General features: G+C 49.9%; 16 protein-coding genes. 9 read left to right on the top strand and 7 right to left on the bottom strand.

Annotated features, from left to right (window positions below; genetic code table 11):
- Window positions 1-372: 372 nt before the first annotated feature.
- Window positions 373-765, top strand: coding sequence for a hypothetical protein (locus tag ACXAGQ_RS13010; RefSeq protein ID WP_475254269.1), 393 nt, complete (start codon window positions 373-375; stop codon window positions 763-765).
- Between the two features lie 81 nt (window positions 766-846).
- Here the strand turns inward: ACXAGQ_RS13010 and ACXAGQ_RS13015 are convergent, their stop codons facing one another.
- Window positions 847-1,476, bottom strand: coding sequence for a DUF1349 domain-containing protein (locus ACXAGQ_RS13015; protein WP_475254270.1), 630 nt, complete (start codon window positions 1,474-1,476; stop codon window positions 847-849).
- A gap of 262 nt (window positions 1,477-1,738) precedes the next feature.
- Here ACXAGQ_RS13015 and ACXAGQ_RS13020 point away from each other — a divergent pair, with 262 nt between their 5' ends.
- A complete protein-coding gene (locus tag ACXAGQ_RS13020) occupies window positions 1,739-3,502 on the top strand; it encodes a glycerophosphodiester phosphodiesterase (protein WP_475254271.1) in 1,764 nt (587 codons plus the stop codon).
- A 341-nt stretch (window positions 3,503-3,843) separates the two neighbouring features.
- Here the strand turns inward: ACXAGQ_RS13020 and ACXAGQ_RS13025 are convergent, their stop codons facing one another.
- The 3 genes from ACXAGQ_RS13025 to ACXAGQ_RS13035 form a co-directional block, all read right to left on the bottom strand.
- Window positions 3,844-4,062 carry a dodecin gene (locus ACXAGQ_RS13025; protein WP_475241717.1) on the bottom strand — a complete coding sequence of 73 codons (219 nt, stop codon included), beginning with the start codon at window positions 4,060-4,062 and terminating at the stop codon, window positions 3,844-3,846.
- Between the two features lie 192 nt (window positions 4,063-4,254).
- On the bottom strand, window positions 4,255-7,023 hold the full coding sequence (locus tag ACXAGQ_RS13030; RefSeq protein WP_475254272.1) for a sulfide/dihydroorotate dehydrogenase-like FAD/NAD-binding protein: 2,769 nt from the start codon (window positions 7,021-7,023) through the stop codon (window positions 4,255-4,257).
- 2 nt (window positions 7,024-7,025) lie between these two features.
- Entirely contained in the window at window positions 7,026-12,041 is a 5,016-nt protein-coding gene (locus tag ACXAGQ_RS13035) for a 2-oxoacid:acceptor oxidoreductase family protein (RefSeq protein WP_475254273.1), read from the bottom strand.
- A 422-nt stretch (window positions 12,042-12,463) separates the two neighbouring features.
- Between ACXAGQ_RS13035 and yddG the strand changes: the two genes are divergently transcribed.
- From yddG to ACXAGQ_RS13060, 5 genes are all read left to right on the top strand, one after another.
- Window positions 12,464-13,351, top strand: coding sequence for an aromatic amino acid DMT transporter YddG (yddG, locus tag ACXAGQ_RS13040; RefSeq protein ID WP_475254274.1), 888 nt, complete (start codon window positions 12,464-12,466; stop codon window positions 13,349-13,351).
- 280 nt (window positions 13,352-13,631) lie between these two features.
- A complete protein-coding gene (locus tag ACXAGQ_RS13045) occupies window positions 13,632-14,330 on the top strand; it encodes an IclR family transcriptional regulator (protein WP_475254757.1) in 699 nt (232 codons plus the stop codon).
- Window positions 14,331-14,349: 19 nt separating this feature from the next.
- Window positions 14,350-15,342, top strand: coding sequence for an arginase family protein (locus ACXAGQ_RS13050; protein WP_475254276.1), 993 nt, complete (start codon window positions 14,350-14,352; stop codon window positions 15,340-15,342).
- A gap of 149 nt (window positions 15,343-15,491) precedes the next feature.
- The gene (locus ACXAGQ_RS13055; protein WP_475254277.1) at window positions 15,492-16,187 is read left to right on the top strand and encodes a DUF1007 family protein; all 696 of its coding nucleotides are present in this window, start codon (window positions 15,492-15,494) and stop codon (window positions 16,185-16,187) included.
- A gap of 74 nt (window positions 16,188-16,261) precedes the next feature.
- Window positions 16,262-17,299, top strand: a complete 1,038-nt coding sequence (locus ACXAGQ_RS13060) for a nickel/cobalt transporter (RefSeq protein ID WP_475254759.1) — start codon at window positions 16,262-16,264, stop codon at window positions 17,297-17,299.
- A gap of 103 nt (window positions 17,300-17,402) precedes the next feature.
- Here the strand turns inward: ACXAGQ_RS13060 and ACXAGQ_RS13065 are convergent, their stop codons facing one another.
- Window positions 17,403-17,978: a cytochrome b gene (locus ACXAGQ_RS13065; protein ID WP_475254279.1), complete on the bottom strand. Its 576-nt coding sequence runs from the start codon at window positions 17,976-17,978 to the stop codon at window positions 17,403-17,405.
- 214 nt (window positions 17,979-18,192) lie between these two features.
- Here ACXAGQ_RS13065 and ACXAGQ_RS13070 point away from each other — a divergent pair, with 214 nt between their 5' ends.
- Together ACXAGQ_RS13070 and ACXAGQ_RS13075 are read left to right on the top strand one after the other, a co-directional pair.
- The gene (locus tag ACXAGQ_RS13070) at window positions 18,193-18,819 is read left to right on the top strand and encodes an MliC family protein (RefSeq protein WP_475254280.1); all 627 of its coding nucleotides are present in this window, start codon (window positions 18,193-18,195) and stop codon (window positions 18,817-18,819) included.
- A 68-nt stretch (window positions 18,820-18,887) separates the two neighbouring features.
- Window positions 18,888-19,598 carry a DUF3157 family protein gene (locus tag ACXAGQ_RS13075; RefSeq protein ID WP_475254281.1) on the top strand — a complete coding sequence of 237 codons (711 nt, stop codon included), beginning with the start codon at window positions 18,888-18,890 and terminating at the stop codon, window positions 19,596-19,598.
- Window positions 19,599-19,628: 30 nt separating this feature from the next.
- On the opposite strand, the gene ACXAGQ_RS13080 is transcribed toward ACXAGQ_RS13075, so the two are convergent.
- Together ACXAGQ_RS13080 and ACXAGQ_RS13085 are read right to left on the bottom strand one after the other, a co-directional pair.
- On the bottom strand, window positions 19,629-19,859 hold the full coding sequence (locus ACXAGQ_RS13080; protein WP_317522002.1) for a hypothetical protein: 231 nt from the start codon (window positions 19,857-19,859) through the stop codon (window positions 19,629-19,631).
- 250 nt (window positions 19,860-20,109) lie between these two features.
- Complete coding sequence (locus tag ACXAGQ_RS13085) at window positions 20,110-21,510, bottom strand: nucleobase:cation symporter-2 family protein (protein WP_475254283.1); 1,401 nt, start codon at window positions 21,508-21,510, stop codon at window positions 20,110-20,112.
- Between the last annotated feature and the right edge of the window lie 37 nt (window positions 21,511-21,547).

Genomic DNA, 21,547 nt, shown 5'->3' on the forward strand with positions numbered 1-21,547 from the left:
CTTTGTCCAAATCACGGTTATAGTTTTGCTCAAATACTATTTAGATGCCATAAACTAGAATTTAACCTCGAGGAAACTAAAGGTTAATGACTTTGTTTTTCAATTAAATCATTAACATTCAATGATTTAATTTAGGGTTGGCTTTGGCGGGTGTACTGATGTATTTCTTTAGATAAATATAGTCGGAATAAGTGCAATGGCTATATTGAAAAATTGAGTCATTGAATTTTTCAAACTATTACGAAAAAGCTAAAAAGAGGCAATTTGAATACTTAAATGTTTACCCCATTTTAAAGGCCTATGTGGGTTTAGTTGATAAGCATGATCAATTAGACTTTTATTACCGAAGAAGATCAAAATAAGGCGCTGCCCATGAACCAGAATGCCCAACGACTTCTGAAATACCTTTGTGCGGAATACGATTACTTATCGCAAAAGAATCAAGCTCGGCCATTTCCAGAGTTTTCGGAAACCATCCAAAATGAATTAGGTTACTGTTTGGTTCGCTGTCCAGTAGGGAGCCAACGGTTCTCTATTGTATCTGTTCGCTTTGCCACTGCGGTAAGGGGACAGGGGGTGTTGACCGCTTTTATTGATTACATCCGGGAACATCCTTATCACTATAATGGCATTGAAGTCGCCACTATTGAGAATAAAGGCTTGGCCAAGCGACTGCTCGCGCTTGGATGGCAGTATAAATCCCGGTTCAGCAAATTCTTTTTTGCAAAAACGCCTACGCTAATACAAGATTTTCGAAGCGTATGACGGTTATCTCTCAAACAAATTGATGCAGGAGCGATTAAGCTCCTGCTAATCAAGTAAACGCATCTGATTCAATGATAATAATCACACAGGATGTGCCAACCACTTACACGGCTCTACACTCATATCGGTAAATTTAGCGGTAAATGAAGATTTCAACGGACTACAAGCGTAAAGGCCGAAACTAACCGTATTGTTCGCAGGAAGCGGTGGGTTGCATTTACCCATTTCAGATGTGGTTTCACCGAGTTTGTGCAAATGGAAAATACGCATTTGCTTGAAAATCTTACCATCTAGCGAGGATTCAATTAAAAAGTCAGGGCCACGGCGGCTCAAGCGGTACCAAATTACATTAGGTAGAGGAATGTCTGATGTTGCCCAATCCGAATAGCCCAAGTTTGTCACTACGCTTCCCAGCCTTGAAAACTCTTCATTTTCATACTCGATGGATGCCTTGAACCAGTTTTCACTATCGAGATAAATGATTAATCCGCATTGATCAAATTGAGCTTGGTAATCAAAACTGACTTTGGTGGTGAAAGTGAAGTTATCACCGGATTCAATCTGTAATGCAGGCGCATTGTCATTGCGGAAACCATAATATGAACGTTGCCAGAAGTCGGTTTCAGGCTCTGTAGTGATTGAGACTGATTCTGGGGTTACTTCAAAATGCTTTGGCTCAAATGTCCACTTGCCATTAGTAAAATCGACCATGATTTTTCTCTGCTAGATTTCAGGATTTCGTGAAAATACAAGATTATATGCATTTCCTTCTGTAAGCCAGTGGGAGCCCTTGTCCTGTACCAATGCTTGCCATCACTTAGCTTCGATGAGCGTCCAGTTAACTCTGGTGCTATCATACCGCCAGAACTAAATAACAATTTTGGCGAAACAACACTTGATTAGCGCAATTTTCCATCGTGGTCGGCATATTCTTTATTTCATATGGCACCGTCTAAGAACCAGTGGTTTTCAGATGCTGACCAGTTTTCTCTTTGTGCGCTGTGCACTGCTGACCTTGTTTGTCCCGCTGGATATATGGGTCACCTCTAAATTGATGTCCCTTCACGGGGTGAGTGCGATTGCCAATCAGGAGCTACTGGCTTTCTTTCTCTCGCCTGCAGGATTTCTGCTCAGCCTCTGGTTTATTACCCAGCTGAGCTTCGCGTTTTTTGTCGAACACTCAACCATTAGTATCTTGTTGGCTCAGCATGACTTGGGCAAACGCTCGATATTGGATACGTTCGGACTGCTCCTGCAGCGCAGTTTTCGGGTGGCTAAGGTTCTGCTTGCCCAATCGCTAGGGATTAGTTTATTGCTTTCCACCTTGGTGTGGTGCGGGCGCTGGATCTACGGGCTGATGCTCAATGACTGGGATATCAATTACTACCTCAGCCACCAGATGAGCTCATTGTGGCTTGCGGTGGGGCTGTTAGTGTTGATCACCCTGCCGATAGTACTGTTGGTACTTCGCTATTGGGCGAGCTGGTGGCTGGCATTACCGCTCAGCCTGTTTCAAAACTGCTCCCAGTGGAAGCTGTTCAAACAAGCCCAACGCTTAAGCCAGGGGATTTACCTGCATATCTTACTGGGCCATATCGCATGGTTGCTTGGCAGGGTAGTGATCATTGCGATGATCGCCAAGGGCATTTTGTTTGTGCTTGAGCCGATACTTCACTGGGCGACTTATGATCCTGAGCGCTATCCGTGGATTATGGTGGCAACGATCTTGTTGATTGGGGTTGGCTTTCTACTGAGCTTTGTCGACAGGTTTATCTATGCAAGCTGCCAATATTACGTATTACGACTTCAGACCAAGCGCCTTAAGCTCGTCAATGAAGAAGAGCGTTTCGCCGGGCTAATGCAGAGCACACAGCGCCGTATTTTGCTTAGCTCCGTCATGGCGGTGTTTATTGTGTTTGCTTCGTTTAATGGTTACTCCGATGTGCGCCATTTCGTTGGCCACTTACAAACCAATACTTCGGGCTATGTCACTGCTCATCGCGGTGGTGGCTTTGCACACCCGGAGAATAGCGAAGCAGGTATTCAGTATGCGATTTCATTGGGGATCCAAAGTACTGAAATCGATGTACAGATCACCAAAGACGGGCAAGTGGTGGTGTTCCACGACCGTGACTTGGGTCGTATGCTGGGTTCTCATCTGGTGGTGGAGAATGTCAGCTACGCTGAGATTGTCTCGGCTTATCAGGCAAGAAACCAAACACCGCCGCCTTTGTTAGCAAATTTACTCAATGACTATGCCGACGACATTGAATTCAATATTGAACTGAAGCGCTACAACCGTAGCTTTGATCTTGCACTGGCAATGGCTGAGCTGTTGCCGAATTACCAGCAAGCCATGATTGTATCGAGTCTAGATAATGAGTTACTGGCAAGGCTGATGAACAAGATGGAAACTAAGCGGCCAGAGAACCTGCGTTATGCACTTATCTATGCGGCCAGTGTTGGCCAATCGGATCTAGAGCGAGAAGTCGATATGCTGATGGTGAGTGACCAATGGCTCGATGCGTGGCGGATTATCGAAATTCAGCAGCGTGAGCAAGAAGTCTTGGCGTGGACTATTAATAATGCAGCAGCTATGCAGCGCTTATTTCTGCTCGGTGTTGACGGCATTATTACCGATGAGCCCAAGCTTGCGTTGGAAGCCAAGAAGAGCATCGAAGAGATGGATTTTTCCGAGCGGGCACTGCGTACCCTAAGGCATTGGCTATTATTTTGAATATAAGGCTGGTACTCGCAAAAAAAGGGGCGCAAACATATCAATGCCCCGACTGTTTAATGTAGTAACAGAAACTGATGTCTCAATGAGGCTAGCGTTAAAAAAAGGGGAGTTAACCTCCCCAGACAGTCGCTTATCTAAAGTCGGTGATAAACACAATTAGCAATCATTGATTTGGATTTAACAATCAACTTTCGACACGGATAATGTTACGAAAAAGGTAGGTAGGCAAGAGCTGTAGCTTGGATTTGATATATCTTTTATTGGGTTTTATATTTTATAAACCCCATAAAAGCTTTTAAATTTAGTGCCTTAAGTTTAGTTTTGCACGAAAAAAAAGTTTACTCTTCTAACGTAAATCCGATTTTTATAGTCACCTGCCAGTGGGCCACTTTGCCATCTTCAATATGGCCACGGGTTTCGACAACTTCGAACCAACGCATATTTTTAACGGTTTCATTAGCTCGGGCGATGGCATTGTTGATGGCATCTTCAATACCATCGGGTGATGATCCAACCAACTCCATTTTCTTGTAAGTGTGATGATTCGAGCCACTCATAATAGTCTCCTGATACTTATCCAGATTGGTATCAATGTGGATTAAGTGTAGTCGGTTTTATTGCTTACTCTTGTTCTACCTTTTGAAGAGTTTGTATAGGAATGGTGTGGTGAGTTGGAAAAGAAAAAGGCCCCACTTTGTAGTGAGGCCTTTGCGTATTATCGAGCTATTGGGACTTACTTTGTTATTAATTTACTCTTCTATCAGCTTGTGCGCTATCTGGCTCTGGCGCTCTTGCGGTTTAAACTGGTTAAACCTTGGCAAGAACTTGTCCCAGTCGATGACATGGCTGTTGATTTCCGGGCCATCGATACAGGCGTGTTTACGCACCAGTTTGCCGTCTTCCATCACCGGTACCATACAGGCACCGCACATGCCGGTGGCATCCACCATGATGGAGTTGAGGCTGGCCACACAAGGGACTTGGTAGCCCAGAGTCTGATCGCTGACTGCGCGCATCATCATAGGCGGACCGATGGTGATGACTTCTGCTATGGTTTGGTCAGAATCAGGATCATTGGCTTCCCTGTGCTGTACCAAGCGATCTTCCAGCGGGTTAGTCACGAAGCCTTCGATGCCGAGCGTACCGTCATTACTGGCGTAAACCACCTCCAGCAGTTCAGGGTAGGCTGCTCGAAGATTCTCGACTTTGTCGCCTTCTTTCGTCCAGAAGCTATGAGTTTTGCTTCTGAAACCGGAGATCAGGGTAACCTTATTACCGATTTCCAGGTGGGCGCGCATGATAGGGTGCACAGCAGGCAGACCCACACCACCAGCGGTAAAGATGACACTCTGGTTATCAGGGTGTTTCACTACATGGCTTGCTTGTCCCAATGGGCCGGCAATAGCCTCGAAGCAATCACCTTCTTGCATTTGGTTGATCAGCTTGGAGCTGGTACCCAGCCCTTGGATCACCAGTTCGATAGTGCCGGCTTCGGCGTCCCAATCGGCCAGAGTTAACGGGATCAATTCACCTTTTTCATCTGCTAGTACCCTGACAAACTGGCCAGCCTTGGCTGAGCGGGCAATCAGTGGAGAGGTAATGGTGAATTCGACAATTTCCTCGGTTAATTGACGACGTTTGACGATTTTAGCTGGCGTTTGGCCTAGTCCTGTATAGTGACAAGCTTGTGCGACGAGTCCTTCGACTTCCTTGGCGTTGAAATCGACTTGCCCCATGATCTCCCTTGCCGCAGCCTGACCATCACCCGCAGCCTTGATAGCCGTAGAACCACCACGGGTAGCATCACCGCCACTGTATACGCCGCTGAGCGAGGTCTCTTGCGAGCCCTTGTTGAGCAGCAGCGTACCCCACTTGGAGGTGTTCAAGTCAGGGTTGGCGTCTTTGACGATCGGGTTAGAGCTGTTACCCAAGGCCATAATGGCAAAGTCGACCTTCATCAGCTCAAACTCACCGGTAGACTGTGGACGCCTACGGCCTGATGCATCAGGCTCGCCCAGCGCCATTACATCTAGCTTGGCACTGGCCAGAACATGGTTTTTGTCTCCGTGGAACTCGCAAGGCGAGCGGAGCTCCTTAAGCTGGATCCCTTCTTCGAGCGCATGGTGAAGCTCTTCGACACGTGCTGGCATTTCCTGCTGGGTACGGCGGTAGACAATGGTGACGTTGGCACCCAAACGGCAGGCCGTTCTGGCAGCATCCATCGCAGTGTTACCACCGCCGATGATCATCACTTCCTTGCCTTCCATATCCGGCATTGGCGTTTCGTAGTCAGGCTCATTGGCGTGCATCAGATTGACACGGGTTAGGAATTCATTGGCTGACATGATGTTCAGCAAATGCTCACCCGTAACATTCATAAAGCGCGGTAAGCCCGCACCAGTACCGACAAAAATGCGCGTGAAGCCAGCGCGCTTAAGGTCTTCAAGCGTTGCGGTTTTACCTACTATGTAGTTGGTGACAAAGCGGCCGCCGAGCGCTTTGATTTTCTCGACTACATCGTCCACCAACTGGTTAGGCAGGCGGAACTCAGGGATACCGTATCTCAGTACCCCGCCCAAGACATGGAATGCCTCGAACACGGTAACTGGGTAGCCTTCTTTGGCAAGCAAATAGGCATTGATTAGCCCCGAAGGTCCAGAGCCGACAATCGCAACCGGTGGCTTGGTCGCCGCAACCCAAGGATTGATATCAGCCGGTTTTGGTGGCTCACCGTTGGAAAGTTCGCGCTCACGCTGGGGCAGGAACCACTCCAACTGGCCGATTTCGATTGGCCTGTCATTGTGGGTACACACCCCCTGGCATTGCAGCTCTTGGGGGCAAACCCGGCCGGTAACATTCGGCAGTGGGTTGGCATCGCGGATCAGCTCGAAAGCGTCTCTGAAACGGCCTTCACCCATCAGGTTGAGTACCTGAGGAATGTGGATCTTAACCGGGCAGCCGCCGTCGTTTTCTTCAGCGGGGTTGCCGTCGCGATCGCATTTCGGCACGCCGATTTCACATGGGCGGTCTTCACACTGTTTGTCTCGGATCACTTCGAGCCACACGAACATCTCGACTTCACGCAGGCTGTAGCCCAGCCCCATGTAACCGAGATAGCCCTGACTAACCAAGTCAAAGTCCTTGCGGCGCTCCTCGGCAGGGCGCACGTAAGGCGGTATGTTGTTGCTACCGGGCCATCCAGCAGACAGCCCTTTGAACATCGGGTAACGTTCAGACAGATGGGTATCCAGCGCCTGCACAAAAGCACGCTTTTGCTTGAGCGGAATACGCCACAAGTAACGCTGCAAGGCGACACTGAGTTCGTTGTTTGCCAGCAATAAATGCCAGAGCTTGTCGGTAAACTCAGCCGACAGCTTGCCTTGCTTGAGCGTGTCGCGGATAAGCTGCATGCTCTCCTCGATCACCATCTGCTGGAAGCGCTGTGGGTTTTGCTCCATGCGCTTTAGCATCAGCTCCCGTTGAGCTTGCGAGATTGGACGGGAAATTACATCACTCATGACTACACCTCCACCGATGCAGGCGCGTTGAAGTGGATGATTTCTGCATCACACTCATCAGCAATGCGTGAGGCACGCTTGATCAGCTCGTCGCTGAGCTCGACAGTGTCTAGTGCATTAGGGATCACCTGGCTGATGACCTTGGCTTCACCGTTTTCAACAATGGTGGTTTTCTCGAACAGCTCGCTCAATTGCTGGTAGCAGGTTTTGCAGTCGGTACACTGGCCTTTTTCGTCCTCGTTGATAGCGACGAGCGGCAAGTCCCCTTGATTGCTAGTAGAAGCCTGCGTTGCAGTTGAACTGCTTTCTATCTGGGTGACCGGGATGCTATTGGCCACATTGGGCGAAGCAGTCATAGCCAGCTCAGCCAAGCCATTGGCAATGGTTTCGATAGTTTGCTCGTTGCTGTCTATCGCGGTGTGGTAACGCTGTTTCCACTCATCGATCTGACGCTGGTATTGCTGGTCGATGTTGGTGATGTGCTGGCCGCTCAAGTACTGCAGCATATGCCAGTTGCGTAACCGCTCTTCGGTCAGGGCGACAATCGAGCTGGAGACACTTAGCCTGATCAGGTGCTGCTGTTTATCGGTTGCCCAAATGAACGGTACCTTGCCATTACGCTCTTCGGCACTCATTGCCACAAACTCAGCTATCTCAACCGCGTGCTGCTCGTCAGACACTGGATTGAAGTGTTTCTTGAAGCGACCTTCATAGAGTGAGAAATCAGCCGGCGTAAACGGCACTTGTTTCAACTGGGTCATACCGTCGCTGTCGATGTAGCTAATGGTATGGGTTGCCCAGTCATGTTGCAGCTCGGGGTTGCCTTCGATAGAGAAGCGCTCAGACAGTGTCTCGCCCTTGCGTGGGTCATGAACGAACACTGGGCTCATGCGGCTTTCGACTGCTAGGCGAGAGTGGCGGGTGCTGGCGTCATCGGCAATACCGTGCTCACCCATACATGGGGTGTAAACATCAAACAGCGCTGGGGCGTCTTGATAGTTCAAGTATTCCATCAAATTCGCCATGAAGTGGCCCTGCAAAGCAGTAGAGGTTTGTACCACCATGACTTTCGGGTGGAAGGTCGCGATGATACCTAGCTCTTTGCGTGATTCCTGCTTACCGCTGTGGGCACTGCCGAAGCGGCTGAGGTCGGAATCCTGCGCGGTAAAGCTGGCGGTCGATGCCTGTCCGCCGGTGTTGGAGTAGCTACCGGTATTAAGCACGAAGACTTTGATAGGCGTACTGGTTGATAGCAAACGGGACAGGGCACCAAAGCCGATGTCATAGGTCGCGCCGTCACCGCCGATACTGAATACGGTCGGTAATAGGCCGAGTTCTTGATCTGACAAGTGGCTCCATTCCAGGTAGCGAAGCTGGCGGTCATGGACTTCGGTATCGTACATATCTTCAAGCTCTAGCTTGGCGGTACGAAGTGCCTTGAACTGCTCTAGCTGGTTGGCCGCTTCCCCTTCAAACAAGCCTTTGGCAACCGCTGGGGTATCTTGGAACAAGCTGTTCACCCATGGGTCATTATATGGGTTAGCCGGGAAGGTCGAAGCGTAAACACTACTACAACCTGTGGCGTTGGCGATCAGCGCATCGGATGGCCCATTGCCGGTTGGTCCGTATTCGAAGTGGTACAGGCGTTTTTCCAATACTTGGAGAGTACGGGCAATACGCTCGGTACGGACGTGTTCTGCATCGATAACCGCCAATGATTGGTGCTTGTCTTCCAGCTTCTCAATCACGTTTTCAAGGCTGGCGATGTGTGACTGGTAGCGTTGCTGCTGCAAGGCACGGTTGATAGAGGTAACCAGGCGCAACGCGGTGACCTCGCCACAACCACGGCACGCACCGTGGCCTGAGCTCATGGCGTAGTAGTTGCTGCGGTCAAGCAATAGGCGCTTGGATTCGCTGGCATCGGTGACGCCTTGTTGCAGGAAGCGGGCTGGGGTATTTGGCATTTCTGCCAAGGTATGGAACAGCTCGTGCATCTGCTGGTTCATTTCTGTGGTCTGGCGGACTTTCTGTAGCGCGTTCGGGCCACATACATCCACACATTCCATACAGCCACTACACTTGCTCGGGTCGATAGCAACCGAGAACAAGCCACCGCTGCCCGGAACCGCTTTTTCCATCGCATCAAAGAAAGGCTTGGTGCGGCTAACTGGCAGTGATTCCAGCGCGACGCAAATCCCAGCTATCTGCTGGCTCACACCCGGCTCGTCGAAGGACATGGTATCGGCCACTTTAGCAACCACTTGGTGCAGCGGCAGTGATTCATTCTTCGGCGCGGTGCGGTAGTACTGGCGAACTGCATCCAAAATCGGCGGCATTTTCGCCTTCAGGCCATCACGCTGTGCTGGCGGGATATTGAGTTTGTCGATAGCTACATACAGGATATCGTGTAGCTCATGCACCGCATTCGGGATCGCACCGTCAGGACAGGCAATGGTACATTCCATACAGCCAGTACACTTATCTGCGTCGAACTTAGGCGCATTAAGTCTGAATAGGCCTTTATCTTTAGTGATCGCGCTCGCTGGTGGCATGAACATGCCCGAACCCGGAATGACCGGCGCCTCGCCAATAGAGCCATCGGCGTAGTGCTTACCAGCGATATTGCTGAAATAAGACGGATCGAACAGTCCACAGCTGGCTTGTTTTTGCTTAGGTGCTTCTGTGATTAATGTTGCAGTTGCTTCAATATCGGCATCGCTGAAATCTGCGTAACAAACCTGCTTAGTCGCGTGGATCCCTTCACGGATCACCGCCATGTTACTGGCAACCACTTTCTCGCCTTTGGCGCCGAACTTCTTGGCGATCTGCTGGGTAATGCGCTCTAACATCAAGGCTTCGTCAGCCCCCTGGGTGACTTGGGTCGCGTGGCCGCAAAGCGCGCCGATAAAGGCGATACCCATCATCCTGATTTCAAGATCCGCCGATGGTGCTTGCTCACGGGCGACCTTGAAGGCATCGACAATGTAGAAGTTGATGTTGTTTTCACGAATATACTGGCGGGCGCTGGCTGGAATTTCCTGCCATACCTGCTCAGGCTCGTGGTGGGTTTGCAGGATGAATGTACCGTTAGGAGTCAACCCTGCCAGTGGGTTGGTGTGCATGAACACCTTGTGGTCTGGCGACAGGACGATTTCAACTTGCTGTAGTTCGGCGTTGGTGATCTTGATTGGCTCTGGAGACAGAGTAATAAAGAAGTTAGTCGGTGCACCACTTTTCTCCGAGCCGTATTTCGGCATGGATTTCGAGTGCAGCCCCAATGCGCCGGACAAGATATCAGTCAGCAGTTTTCCGGTGGCAATGGTGCCGTAACCACCCACCGAGTGGAAACGCACCCGTAGGGCAGATTCAGGCAGCAGGTTAGGGTTTTCGCCGGTTTCCAGTGCCATCAATTCGGTATCTGGGTAGGCGGCACGAAGGCGGTCTTGGATTTCTTTTAGCTCACCGGTGGCTTTGGCATCGAAGAACTGGCTGCCGAGGTAGAAGAACGGCTTGGTATTTTCCTCGCGCATATTATCGAACGCGGCAATCAAGTGCTTAGGCTGCAGGTCATGGCCGCCAAGCCCGAAAATACCGGTGCTGATGGTTGGAATATGCTGCAGGGCAGGGATCCCCTTGTGCCTTGGGCTATGAACGTTTTCTTGTGCCTTGAACAAGGCGCGCGAGATACGAGCCGTCAAGCGGGTTTCATCACAGCGCTCAAGCACGGTCACTGCCATTTTACCGGCAAGCTTCTCGACGATTTGCGCTTCAGGGAATGGATGAAGCTGCTTGATAGAAATGACACCGACTTTTTGGCCCTGTTTGCGCAGGTGGGTGGCAACGGCTTCAGCATCATCCGTAACAGAGCCTAGACCGACAATGACATAGTTGGCATCGTCGCACATGAAGTCCATAACCGGCTCGTAGATGCGGCCGGTCAGCTCGCCATATTCCTTCATGGCCTGCTCGATAAACATCGGCACGTCATTCTGGAAGTGGCTGCGGTGGTCGACAATACCTGCCTGGTAATCTGGCTGGTTCTGCACCCCGCCGGTCAAGCCTGGGTTATGGGTATCCATCAAGGCTGGTACGCGCTGACGGGAATCTTTCTCGTAAGCGTTTAGCCACGCACGCTGCCATTTTTTGTGTAGGCCATCAGGCAAGAAGGCTTTTGTTGATTCAATAAACTGGCCTTCACCATCTTTCTCAATCGCTTCGCTGTTGCTGGCAATATAGCCTTTCAGATCATTTAGCTTTTCAGGCCAGAATTGGTCTTGGAATTTATCGATGAATTGATTGAGCTGCCAAACACGCCCTTTGGCACCGTAGAGCATACGCTGGGCTTCGGTTGGTGCAGGGATGCGGTCAGTTGGGTCGCCGAGGTACTGCTTCAGTAACTCTGGCTCGGGAAGTTTCACTTCGCTCTGAATATGGCTGGTGGCAAAACCATCCATGGTATTGGCAACCGGGATCAGCGATTGCGCACTAACACGGTATGAAATCGCCGCAAGGTCAGCCGCTTCCTGTGCGTTGCTGGCAAATAGGGTGGTGTAACCAGCAGAAAGCAAAGCGTACACATCATCATGCCCGGCCATGACATTCAGTGAATGGCGCGAGACAGAGCGAGCCGCCACGTGAAGGACGAAGCCTGCGGCTTTCTTACCTACGGTAACGTAATGTGATTCCAAGCCATACAAGATCCCCTGGCTTGAGGAGGCATTTGAGATATATTTCCCGCCGGTCAGAGCCGCGCCGAGTGCACCACTTTGTGCTGAGTGTTCACCTTCGGGTTCGAAGAAGAAGGGGTGCTGTCCCCATACATTGCAACCACCTTGCGCCCTGAATGCTTCGTATAATTCTGAGATTTCAGTCGAGGGGGTAATGGGGTATCCAATGACACCGCCACAAACGTAATCCATGACATGCGCGACGGCACCATTTCCATGTATTACGGTTGATTGGCCTGGGTAAGTTGGTGTGCCCTGGGACGTATTGCTCCTTTGTGTCAGTGTAGACATACGACATAGCTCCTTGGTATGTGATTATTATTTGGTCGACTTCCTATGGGTCGATTTTTTTACTTCCTCACCAAAATACTTCCCGGCTTATGCGCCGTTTTTTGCACCTTATCAACCAGAGCATTTTGGTGAAAAATCACATACAACAAGTGATAGCTCATGATTTGACCAACTGATGCTATGTATACCCAAGTGACCTCTAGCTATTTATTTCAACGAATTGAAGGCACTTGGGTATACTTCCCAAATGCTACACTAGTTGCATTTGCAGCATTGCTCAGACGGTCACAAATTAAACACAAAAACCATGGTTTTTATAGGTGTTTATACTAAGTGAGAATCGATAACAAAATAGGCTAACCGTCAGCGGCAAAAGCTTGATAACCTAGCCGCTTTCTATGTTTTATTGTGGTGGTTTTTCTTTGTTTTCTCAGCACAAATATACCCTGGCTGGATGTGTCGCTATCTTGCTGTGGAGCACTATCGTTGCCTTTATCAGAAACGTTGCCGAGCAGTTAGGCCCGGTAGGCGGCGCGGCAATGATTTATACCCTGAGCTCGGTGCTGCTGGTGGTGGTTGTCGGTGCGCCGAGGCTCAGCCGATTTTCACCTCGCTATTTGCTCATCGGCGGCGGGTTGTTCGTCAGTTACGAGATGTGTTTGGCCTTGGCGTTGGGTATGGCTAACGACAGGGTGCAGACTGTTGAAATGAGCGTCATCAATTACCTTTGGCCTGCGTTGACTGTCATGCTGGCGGTGGTAGTGAGCCGGCAAAAAGTGAGCAAGCTATTATATCCCGCCATGGCGATGGCTTTTTTTGGCGTGGCATGGACAGTAAGCGGTGAACAAGGGGTATCACTCACTCGCTTGGCTGCCAATGTGGCGACCAACCCGGTCAGTTATACCTTGGCATTCAGCGGCGCTTTTATTTGGGCTATCTACTGCAATATCACCAAACGCTTGGCCAACGGCCAGAATGCGATTGCCTGGTTTTTCATTGCTACGGCAATAGCCCTATGGGTGAAATACTTTCTCACCGATCAGCCACCGATGGTTTGGAGCAGTGAAGCCGTGTTGAATTTGGCGCTGGCGGCCATTGCAATGGCGGGGGGCTACGGGTTGTGGAACATCGCCATTATTGGCGGCAACATGGTATTGCTCGCGACGCTGTCTTATTTCACACCCATCCTATCAGCATTCTTCTCCGCGATGATTTTCGGGATCAGCTTAGGGACGACGTTCTGGCAAGGTGTGGTGATGGTAACGCTGGCTTCGCTGAGCTGCTGGTATCTGACTCGCAAGAAGACGTAACAAAAAAGCATATATAGCTTTTGAAAGCGCCGGCCATTAGGTCGGCGCTTTTTTTACCAACTATTTGTAGTCATCATAAAATTATCAAATTGTGGGAATGCTGGGTTCCTATATCATAGTAATTACCACATTGTGAGAATCTTGGTTGAACCGCAGTGGGTGATCCGCGTAAATAGAGGGGTCGGCGCGATGGGAGCTACTGAACGTGTCGCCTAACCAGATAAAACCGACAGGAAATGCTTTGAAATCAGATAAATATAAATTGAATGCCAATGAAAAGATGCTGCAGGTACTGATGCATATTGCGTCAGCTAATGAACCTGTTACAGCACAGGCATTAAGTGAACAGACAGGCATGCCGCAAAGTAGTGTTTATCGCTATTTGGTAATCCTCAAGAACTGGAACCTGATTGAGGAAAGCCCAAGACAGAGCTGTTACAGCATAGGTCCGGCGGCACTACAACTGCTGCGTAATTTCCAGCAGTTTTCACCGCTTTCAAGCGGAGTGCACCAGGTTCTCAAGCGGGTCCAGCAGCAAACTGGTGAAATGGCCGCCTACTTGGTACCGGTCGGCTTTCGCGCCCTGTGTACCGCCCGGGTGGACAGCCCCCATGCATTACGTTGTGCATATGAGGAAGGCCAGAGCCAGCCGTTGATCCGTGGCGCATCGGCCAAAGTGATTCTGGCCCATCTTCCCGAACAAAGGATCATGGCGACGCTGCACCATTTCGGGATCACTGAGCCGGATGATATTAGCCACTGGTTACAAGACTTGGCGCAAATAAAAAAAGACGGGTATGCCATCAGTACCTCGGAGTATGACGTAGGTGTCTCAGGGGTGAGTGCCCCGGTATTTACCGGCAACAAAATTGTCGGGGCGGTGAGTGTGATGGCACCGCAAGAGCGGGTTCAAAAGAGTAAGAACGCGATTATTTTCTCAGTCCTCCAGGCGGCGAGGGTATTGCCACCGGATTTGTAATTCCCCATAAGGAGCAATCATGCTGGATGTAAAACGTTGGTTTCCATTTTCCTTCCTAGGTCACCCCGTCAATACGCATCCCAAGGCTATGATTGAGCCTTATGCTGAACAGCGCAAAGCCGGGGCCGTGATCCTCGGGCTGGCCAGTGACTTGAGCTTGAGTGACTATGATATCTACACCGGTGCCAAAGAAGGGCCAGACGCCATTAGGCAGATGTTAACGAGAACCCCATATTCAGGCGCTTTGCCTATTTATGATGCGGGGGTTATCGAAGCGCAAAGCTATTTTGGCGTGAAGGAAGACGAGTTCGATACCATGCGTTCTGCCCAGTATGCCAAGCTGTGCAGCATGCTTAAGCTTGGCCATTTGCCAGTGATGCTAGGCGGTGGCCATGAGGTTGCTATCGGGAGTTATCAGGCACTGTCAGATACCGTTAATCAAGCGGGTAACGACAGCTCAGGTGAAGAAAGCCATATCCTCCCTTTCCTAGAAGGAAACCGGATTGGGATTATCAATATCGATGCAAACTTCCAGTTAAGGCGTTCCTTAGCGGTAAAGTCCGGCTCTGCATTCCATAGTGTCGCGGCATTTTGCCATGCCAACAACCGAACTTTCCGTTATCTCGGGTTGGGTATGTGCGATCATATCAATTCGCAGGCTACCTTGGCTTACGCCAATGAGCTGGGAGCACAATGGCTGCTCGATAGTGAAATGAAGATGAAAAACCGCAAGCGGATCCAGGCGATGGTGGCCAAGTATCTTGAGCAAGTTGACCATATCCACCTAAGTATCGATTTATCGGTGTTTTCATCGGCAATTGCTGGGGGAGTGAGCTTATCGCGGGTGTTTGGTGTCAATTTGGCGGTGGTTGAGATGGTGATCAGCCAAGCAATGGCGAGCAACAAAGTGAGGCTGGTGGATATTGCGGGTCTGAATCCTGAGTATGACTACCAGAGCCAAACGGCGCGATTGGCTGTTTCGCTGCTACACCATGTGCTTAAGGCACGATGAACTTAATGGTTTAGGTTCGAAAAGCGTTAAAAATCGGCTTCCAGTGTTGGAAGCCTTTTTGTTTATGGGGTAAAAAGGTGGTAGCGCAAACACTAAATGTTATATTATAACATTTATTAGTTAGAATAACCCATAACACAGGGCTTTTGATGTTTTACCGCAAAAGGGCAAACAACCGAATGTTAACCGCAATGAAGCGGGCTGTACTCGGTCTCTCTTTACTGATTTCTCCGCTGTTTGCCACAGCGCATCCACACTCCTGGATCGAGATGAAAACCTATGTCGATGGCAATGATGGCATGATCACCGGCTTTCGCATGGTTTGGTCTTTTGATCCTATGACCTCTGCATACATGCTTGATGGCGAAGACACATCGCCGGAGATGGAGCAGCAAACTTTCACCAAAGTGACCGCAATGGTGCTTGATAACATGTTGTCAGAGCACTACTTCACCTACTTCTATGACGGTGAAGAGCCTATCAAATACCAGCTCGCCCGCTATGGCAAGCTCACCCGAGATCGTGCGCGGTTAGTGCTTACTTTCGAGTTGCCGCTTTCCAAGCCGAAGCCAGTGACCGAGGACTCGCTCAAGCTATTGATTTTTGAACCAAGTTACTACGTAGATATGTCATGGCTATCTAAGGGGGATGTCATTCTTGCTGGTGATTTGGCTGACTACTGCGAGCTTGAGATGATTCAGCCTAACCCAACGCCAGAGCAGATGAGTTATGCCATGTCGCTGCCTGCCGATGCCGACCCTGACAATGCACTGGGCCAGCTATTTACCCAGTCCGTTCGCTTTCATTGCCAACCAAACGAATCAAATAAGGACGCCAAGGAATGACACAGCATAAACACAGCGAGCCATCGACTAGCGTGAAGGCCGCTTCCAGTCATGTATTAAGCCAGAAGTGGCTGATGTTGTCCGTGCTGGCGATAGCCTTTTTGTTTGGTGCCTACCAACTTTGGCTGGCATGGCCGAGCATGGTGTTGAAAAGTATCGAATGGCAGAGAGCAGTGAACAACCAACTGGCTGATTTACTCTATGATGCCAAAGAGAACCCGTTGGTATCAGGAGGCTACTTGGCTGGTTTCAGCTTTTTGTACGGAACACTTCACGCCCTTGGCCCAGGCCATGGCAAAGTGATAGTAACGACTTACTTAGCCACTCAGCCGACTAAGGTAAAAACAAGCCTGATATTGACGCTGGTGTCGGCTATCTGCCAGGCATTAGTGGCTGTGGCCTTGGTGAGTGTACTGCTATGGGGCTTTAATGCATCCATGCGTGAAGTGAGCTCACAGGCAGTGAAGTTCATGACCATGAGTAGCGCGCTGGTCAGTGTACTCGGTGTGATGATCTGCTGGCGGGCAATTAAGCGTTTTCGCCAAAGTGTTGCCAAGAAACAACAATTGGCCTGTAGTCACCACCATGACCACCATGACCACCATGACCACCATGACCACCATGACCACCATAACCACCATGACCACCATGACCACCATGACCATCACCATCATCACGGACATGGTGCTGAATGTGGTTGCGGGCATCGCCATATCGCCTCGCCAGAGGAAGTCGACAATGCCAAGACTTTGCGTGAGTACGTGGGGGTGATTTTGAGTATTGGCCTGCGCCCGTGTACCGGTGCCATTATGGTATTGCTGTTCGCTAATATGGTTGGCCTTTACTGGATGGGTGTAGTCAGTGCGCTGGTGATGTCGCTGGGAACGGCGTTGACGACTTCTGCACTGGCTCTATTGACCCTATCGGGTAAACGTATTGTTCATCGTTACCTGCAGCAAGGGAATGGGCAATCCGGTGAGTCTGAACCTAAAACCGGTTTGTTATGGGCTGGATACAGTTTGCAGCTGTTCGGTGGCGTACTATTAATTCTATTGGGCTTATTGCTTGCTAGCACTCAGAGCACAGGGTTATCGCCTGTCTTATTGGGATAATATGTTGGGTAATAATTTTGAATAATTTGGCCCCACTCTTGTGGGGCCTGTCGCCTAGCCAGGTGACGTTTTTATTATTCTTTTTGATATATCATTTCGTTGATTAATCGATTGTCGGCTCAGCCTTTGGCTGGGCCGCTGTCGTTTTTGCGCGCGGCATCATGCGGGCAAGGGTGTTGTCTTTAATCACGCAGTGATGGAACAGTGCCGCTGCAGTATGGACGGTAATTAAGGTCAGAAGAGTAAAACCCAGCAAAGCATGACGTTCACGAATAGTCGCACTGACTGCCCGGTTTGTTTCAATTAGGGGCGGTATTGCTTGGCCGAATAGCATTAGCGGTTTGCCTGTACTGTTCAGTAGAGCCACCCCTGCAATAGGGATCAGCAGCATTAACGCATACAAAGCGAGATGGACGAGCAGGGTAATTCGTCTTTGCATCGAGCTTGGTGTTGGGTGAGTGGCAGGTTTATGGCTTCTCACTTTTACCATTAGGCGACAAAGGGTAATAACAAAAAGAGCAGCGCCCAGATAAAAGTGAATGTTGCTGAATAGGTTGCGGGCCGCTGAGCCTCGCTCAAAGCTAATCGCCACCTCCACCGAGGCGAAAATGGCAATGAGAAAACAAAGAGTCAGCCAGTGTAGGAAAATACTGACAGGGTTGAATCTTTTTTTATCCATAGTGGGGCTTTCCATGAGTTATTGTTTATTTTCGTTGCATGCAAATGGGTATTGAGCCCGGCTTATACTATGAAATTGCAAAATCGCGACAAGCTATATCATCGATAATTAATGTTAATTAGTGTTGATAATATTTCTTTAGCTCTTTTAGGTGTCAGGCTCAAAGATGAAAAAACATAACAGGGCTGACGGGTTAATACTTTATTGAGCGCTTATGGAGAAAGACTTGCACTGTGGAGGTTTTGTGAACATACCGTATTGGAACAAAATTTTTTTGATCTTGGGAGCGTCGTGTCTACTGGTACCAATTAGTGTGGCCGGTGAACCCGCATTTGATTGTTCGAAAGCAGAGGGTGAGGTGGAGACCTTAATTTGCCAAGATGAAGAACTGGCTGCTTTGGACAAGCAAATGCAGCAAGTTTTCGATAATGCTATCACACAGTTGCCAGCAGAAGACGTTAAGCTACAAAAGGCGATGCAACGAGGTTGGATTAAAGGACGCAATGATTGCTGGAAGGCCAGTGATGTTCGTGATTGTACCGAGTTTTCCTACAAAAGCCGGATTGTCGAATTGCAAATTATTAGCGGTCAGCTAGAAGTACCGGACAGTATTTCTCTCGATTGCGGTGACAGTAGCAAGCCCTTTACTGCTGTTTTTTATAACCAAACCGATCCCGCAAGCTTGGTATTAACCCAAGGCAATGATCAGGTGATCGCCTTGGCTGAGCCCATGGCGAGTGGGATCAAGTACACGGGACAAAATGTGGAGTATGGTGAACACCAAGGTGAGATAAATATTCAATGGTTTGATAGCTCGTTTGAATGCCAAGTAGGCAAATAATGAGCAAGGAAGCCTATTAATAAAAGAGCATAAAAGAAGTAGTGGAAGTACGTTTGGGGGAAAGAGTTATGCGCTCAGCTCAGCAAGTCATAATCAAGGTGGCGATAGCCAGCCTTTTGTTTGGGTTTATCCAGTTTGTCCAAGCTGGCTCAATGATAGCGACTTTGCCTGACGGCCGGGAAGTTCTTCTGCTAGAAGACAACACATGGCGCTTTGTCACACCAGAGCCCGCAAGTAGTGCGCCGGTAAAGCCATCAGCAACACCAACCACCAGCGCAGGCGGGAATAACCTAGCAACAGGTACTACTGTGGTTACAAGCACTGCAATTGCAACGGATACAGCAGCTACAGCGGATAAAGTAAGTACAGCTGGGAGATCTACAGCGCCAGCGACTGCTTCAGGTGTTAAAGCTTCATCAACAAACGGTGATTTGGTCGCGCCAGATACCGGACGTTTGGTCGGTGAGTATCAGCGCAGTGGGGTTGTCATGGTCGCTCGACCAGCCAGCTATCAGGATGGGAGGTTGACGATCCCTGTTTCGTTGCGAAATGAAGGAACCGATTCGGTGATCCTCGTTGAAGTGGCCACGATTTTACGCAATGACAAAGGGGAGGTGCTCAAGCGCGATAACCATGTGGTCTGGACGTCTATCAAGCGCATGCCTGAAACCTATTTCCGGCCGGGTACAGAGCGGGAAGGAAAGATCCTGACATTTACCGTGCCCAAGCAAGAGCATTACTTTCTAGAAACTGACATTACAACCGTTGAGCGCTGGTGAGTGACTCCACGGCCTACCTTAATGTTCGATTTAGTTTAAGCTCGCTTTATTGATGTTGTGGTATTTGGTTAGCGCCAACTCGATGTGCACATTCTCCACTTCCAGCAAGGTATCCAATTGGCTAGGGTAATCGCTATTCTGGCTCTTCATGTACGCCGCTAGTAGTTTTACGTCATCAGGCCTTGGGCGATAACTCAAATTAGGAAATGTTTGGTAAATCGTCGTGATTGCCGCCTTGAGTGCATCCGCAGAACTTTTCATGTCTTTCTTATCAAGTTAATTCTTCGTTGTAGGGATTTTCCAAGAGATTCAAATCACTTGGCTAAATGAGCATGGGGATTGTAGGCAGGCTTTATGACAGGATGTTTTCAATACACCAATATAATGCAGTTTGTTTTATATTAAGGTGGATGGTTTGAGACTTTAAAGAAAGGCTCCCTGTCAATGCGCTAGATATTGCACTGTTCGAGAGCCTATTGTTAACCAATTAACGTTAAAAGCAGGCTGTTAGCTACTTTGAGGCAGCAAGTTGTTCGGCACGGCGCGCTTTTGCAGCCACTAAACGTGCAGCGCGTTTATCCGGTTTGATTAAAATGCTTTTCGCTGTTATTTGGGCATGTTCGGTGCTTTTTTTACTCTTGGGAAGCAACTGGTTCAGTACGATAGTGGCCAAGGTGCCTGTGGTGATCCCTGAGTGGAAAACTGTTTTTAGCGAATCAGGAAAGTGCTGGAGCAAGTTTGGCTCGAGGGTGACGGCCATTCCTGATGCGAGCCCCACACAAACTACCAGTGCATTACGGCGTGAATCGGCGGCTTTTAGCAACATTCGGATCCCGGCATAGGCAATCATGCCGAACATGACGAAGCCGACGCCGCCAAGTACGGGTTTAGGAACAGTAACCGCCAATGCCGCCAGTTTGGGGAATAGGCCTCCCGCTACGAGCAAGCAGCCAGTCAGCGCGACCACATAGCGACTGGCGACACCACTGATCCCAACGATCCCGACATTCTGGCTAAAGCTCGCCACCGGCATGGCAGAGAACATGGCACCGAAGGTACTGCCAAGGCCGTCACCCAGCAAACCGCGCTTGAGATCTTTCCCGGACACTTCGACATGGCAGTTGCTGCCCAGCGCCATGAAATCCCCGGTGGCTTCGGCAACCACCACGAGGTACACCAAGGTAATGCTAATAATCGCCGGGAGCGAGAAGGTCAGGCCGTATTTTAGGGGTTCAGGAGCCGCCACCCAGTTGGCTTCGTAGAGCTGGGTCAGGTCAACCATGCCTAGCGGAATTGCCATGACATACCCCGCGGCCAAGCCGATGACGATAGCCGAGGCGGCAATCGCGCCCCGGCAGAACACCGACACGCCGATGACGACAGCGAGAGAGGCCGCAGCCAGGAACACTTTGGGCAGTGAGGCAAAGCTGGGATCACCGGGAGGGGCGTCTCCTATCCAGTTCATTGCGACAGGGAGGATAGTCAGGCCGATCAGGGTAACCACGACGCCGCTGACCAGATTGGGGAACAGCTTGCGGATCTGATCCATGTAAAAGCTGGCGAGGATGACAAAAAATGAACCGACGAAAGCAGCCCCGAGGATGGTCGACATGCCTTCAGTCTTGCCGATGGCGATCAGGGCACCGAGAAAGGCAAAGCTGGATCCCATCACCACCGGCAGCCTGATCCCAACCGGGCCAACGCCGAGGCACTGGACGATGGTGGCAAGGCCAGAGACAAACAGGGAGGCGCTGATAAGGGTGACGATATCCGGCTCGGGCAGGCCAATCGCGCCACCGACAATCAAGGGTACCGCGACGATACCCCCGATGGAGGCCAGCATATGTTGCAGGGCGAGGAAGAAGGTGACCCCCTTGGGGGGCTTCTCATTGAGTTGGTAGAGTAACTGCATTGTTCAATCCTTATATACAAGTACACGTAATCTTGGA

Source organism: Photobacterium sp. ABD4_091, from assembly GCF_056160145.1.

Coding starts and splice junctions, on each gene's coding strand:
- ACXAGQ_RS13010 (WP_475254269.1), top strand. CDS start 373: ATGAACCAGAATGCCCAACGACTTCTGAAATACCTTTGTGCGGAATAC.
- ACXAGQ_RS13015 (WP_475254270.1), bottom strand. CDS start 1,476: ATGGTCGATTTTACTAATGGCAAGTGGACATTTGAGCCAAAGCATTTT.
- ACXAGQ_RS13020 (WP_475254271.1), top strand. CDS start 1,739: ATGCTGACCAGTTTTCTCTTTGTGCGCTGTGCACTGCTGACCTTGTTT.
- ACXAGQ_RS13025 (WP_475241717.1), bottom strand. CDS start 4,062: ATGAGTGGCTCGAATCATCACACTTACAAGAAAATGGAGTTGGTTGGA.
- ACXAGQ_RS13030 (WP_475254272.1), bottom strand. CDS start 7,023: ATGAGTGATGTAATTTCCCGTCCAATCTCGCAAGCTCAACGGGAGCTG.
- ACXAGQ_RS13035 (WP_475254273.1), bottom strand. CDS start 12,041: ATGTCTACACTGACACAAAGGAGCAATACGTCCCAGGGCACACCAACT.
- ACXAGQ_RS13045 (WP_475254757.1), top strand. CDS start 13,632: ATGCTGCAGGTACTGATGCATATTGCGTCAGCTAATGAACCTGTTACA.
- ACXAGQ_RS13050 (WP_475254276.1), top strand. CDS start 14,350: ATGCTGGATGTAAAACGTTGGTTTCCATTTTCCTTCCTAGGTCACCCC.
- ACXAGQ_RS13055 (WP_475254277.1), top strand. CDS start 15,492: ATGTTTTACCGCAAAAGGGCAAACAACCGAATGTTAACCGCAATGAAG.
- ACXAGQ_RS13060 (WP_475254759.1), top strand. CDS start 16,262: ATGTTGTCCGTGCTGGCGATAGCCTTTTTGTTTGGTGCCTACCAACTT.
- ACXAGQ_RS13065 (WP_475254279.1), bottom strand. CDS start 17,978: ATGGATAAAAAAAGATTCAACCCTGTCAGTATTTTCCTACACTGGCTG.
- ACXAGQ_RS13070 (WP_475254280.1), top strand. CDS start 18,193: ATGGAGAAAGACTTGCACTGTGGAGGTTTTGTGAACATACCGTATTGG.
- ACXAGQ_RS13075 (WP_475254281.1), top strand. CDS start 18,888: ATGCGCTCAGCTCAGCAAGTCATAATCAAGGTGGCGATAGCCAGCCTT.
- ACXAGQ_RS13080 (WP_317522002.1), bottom strand. CDS start 19,859: ATGAAAAGTTCTGCGGATGCACTCAAGGCGGCAATCACGACGATTTAC.
- ACXAGQ_RS13085 (WP_475254283.1), bottom strand. CDS start 21,510: ATGCAGTTACTCTACCAACTCAATGAGAAGCCCCCCAAGGGGGTCACC.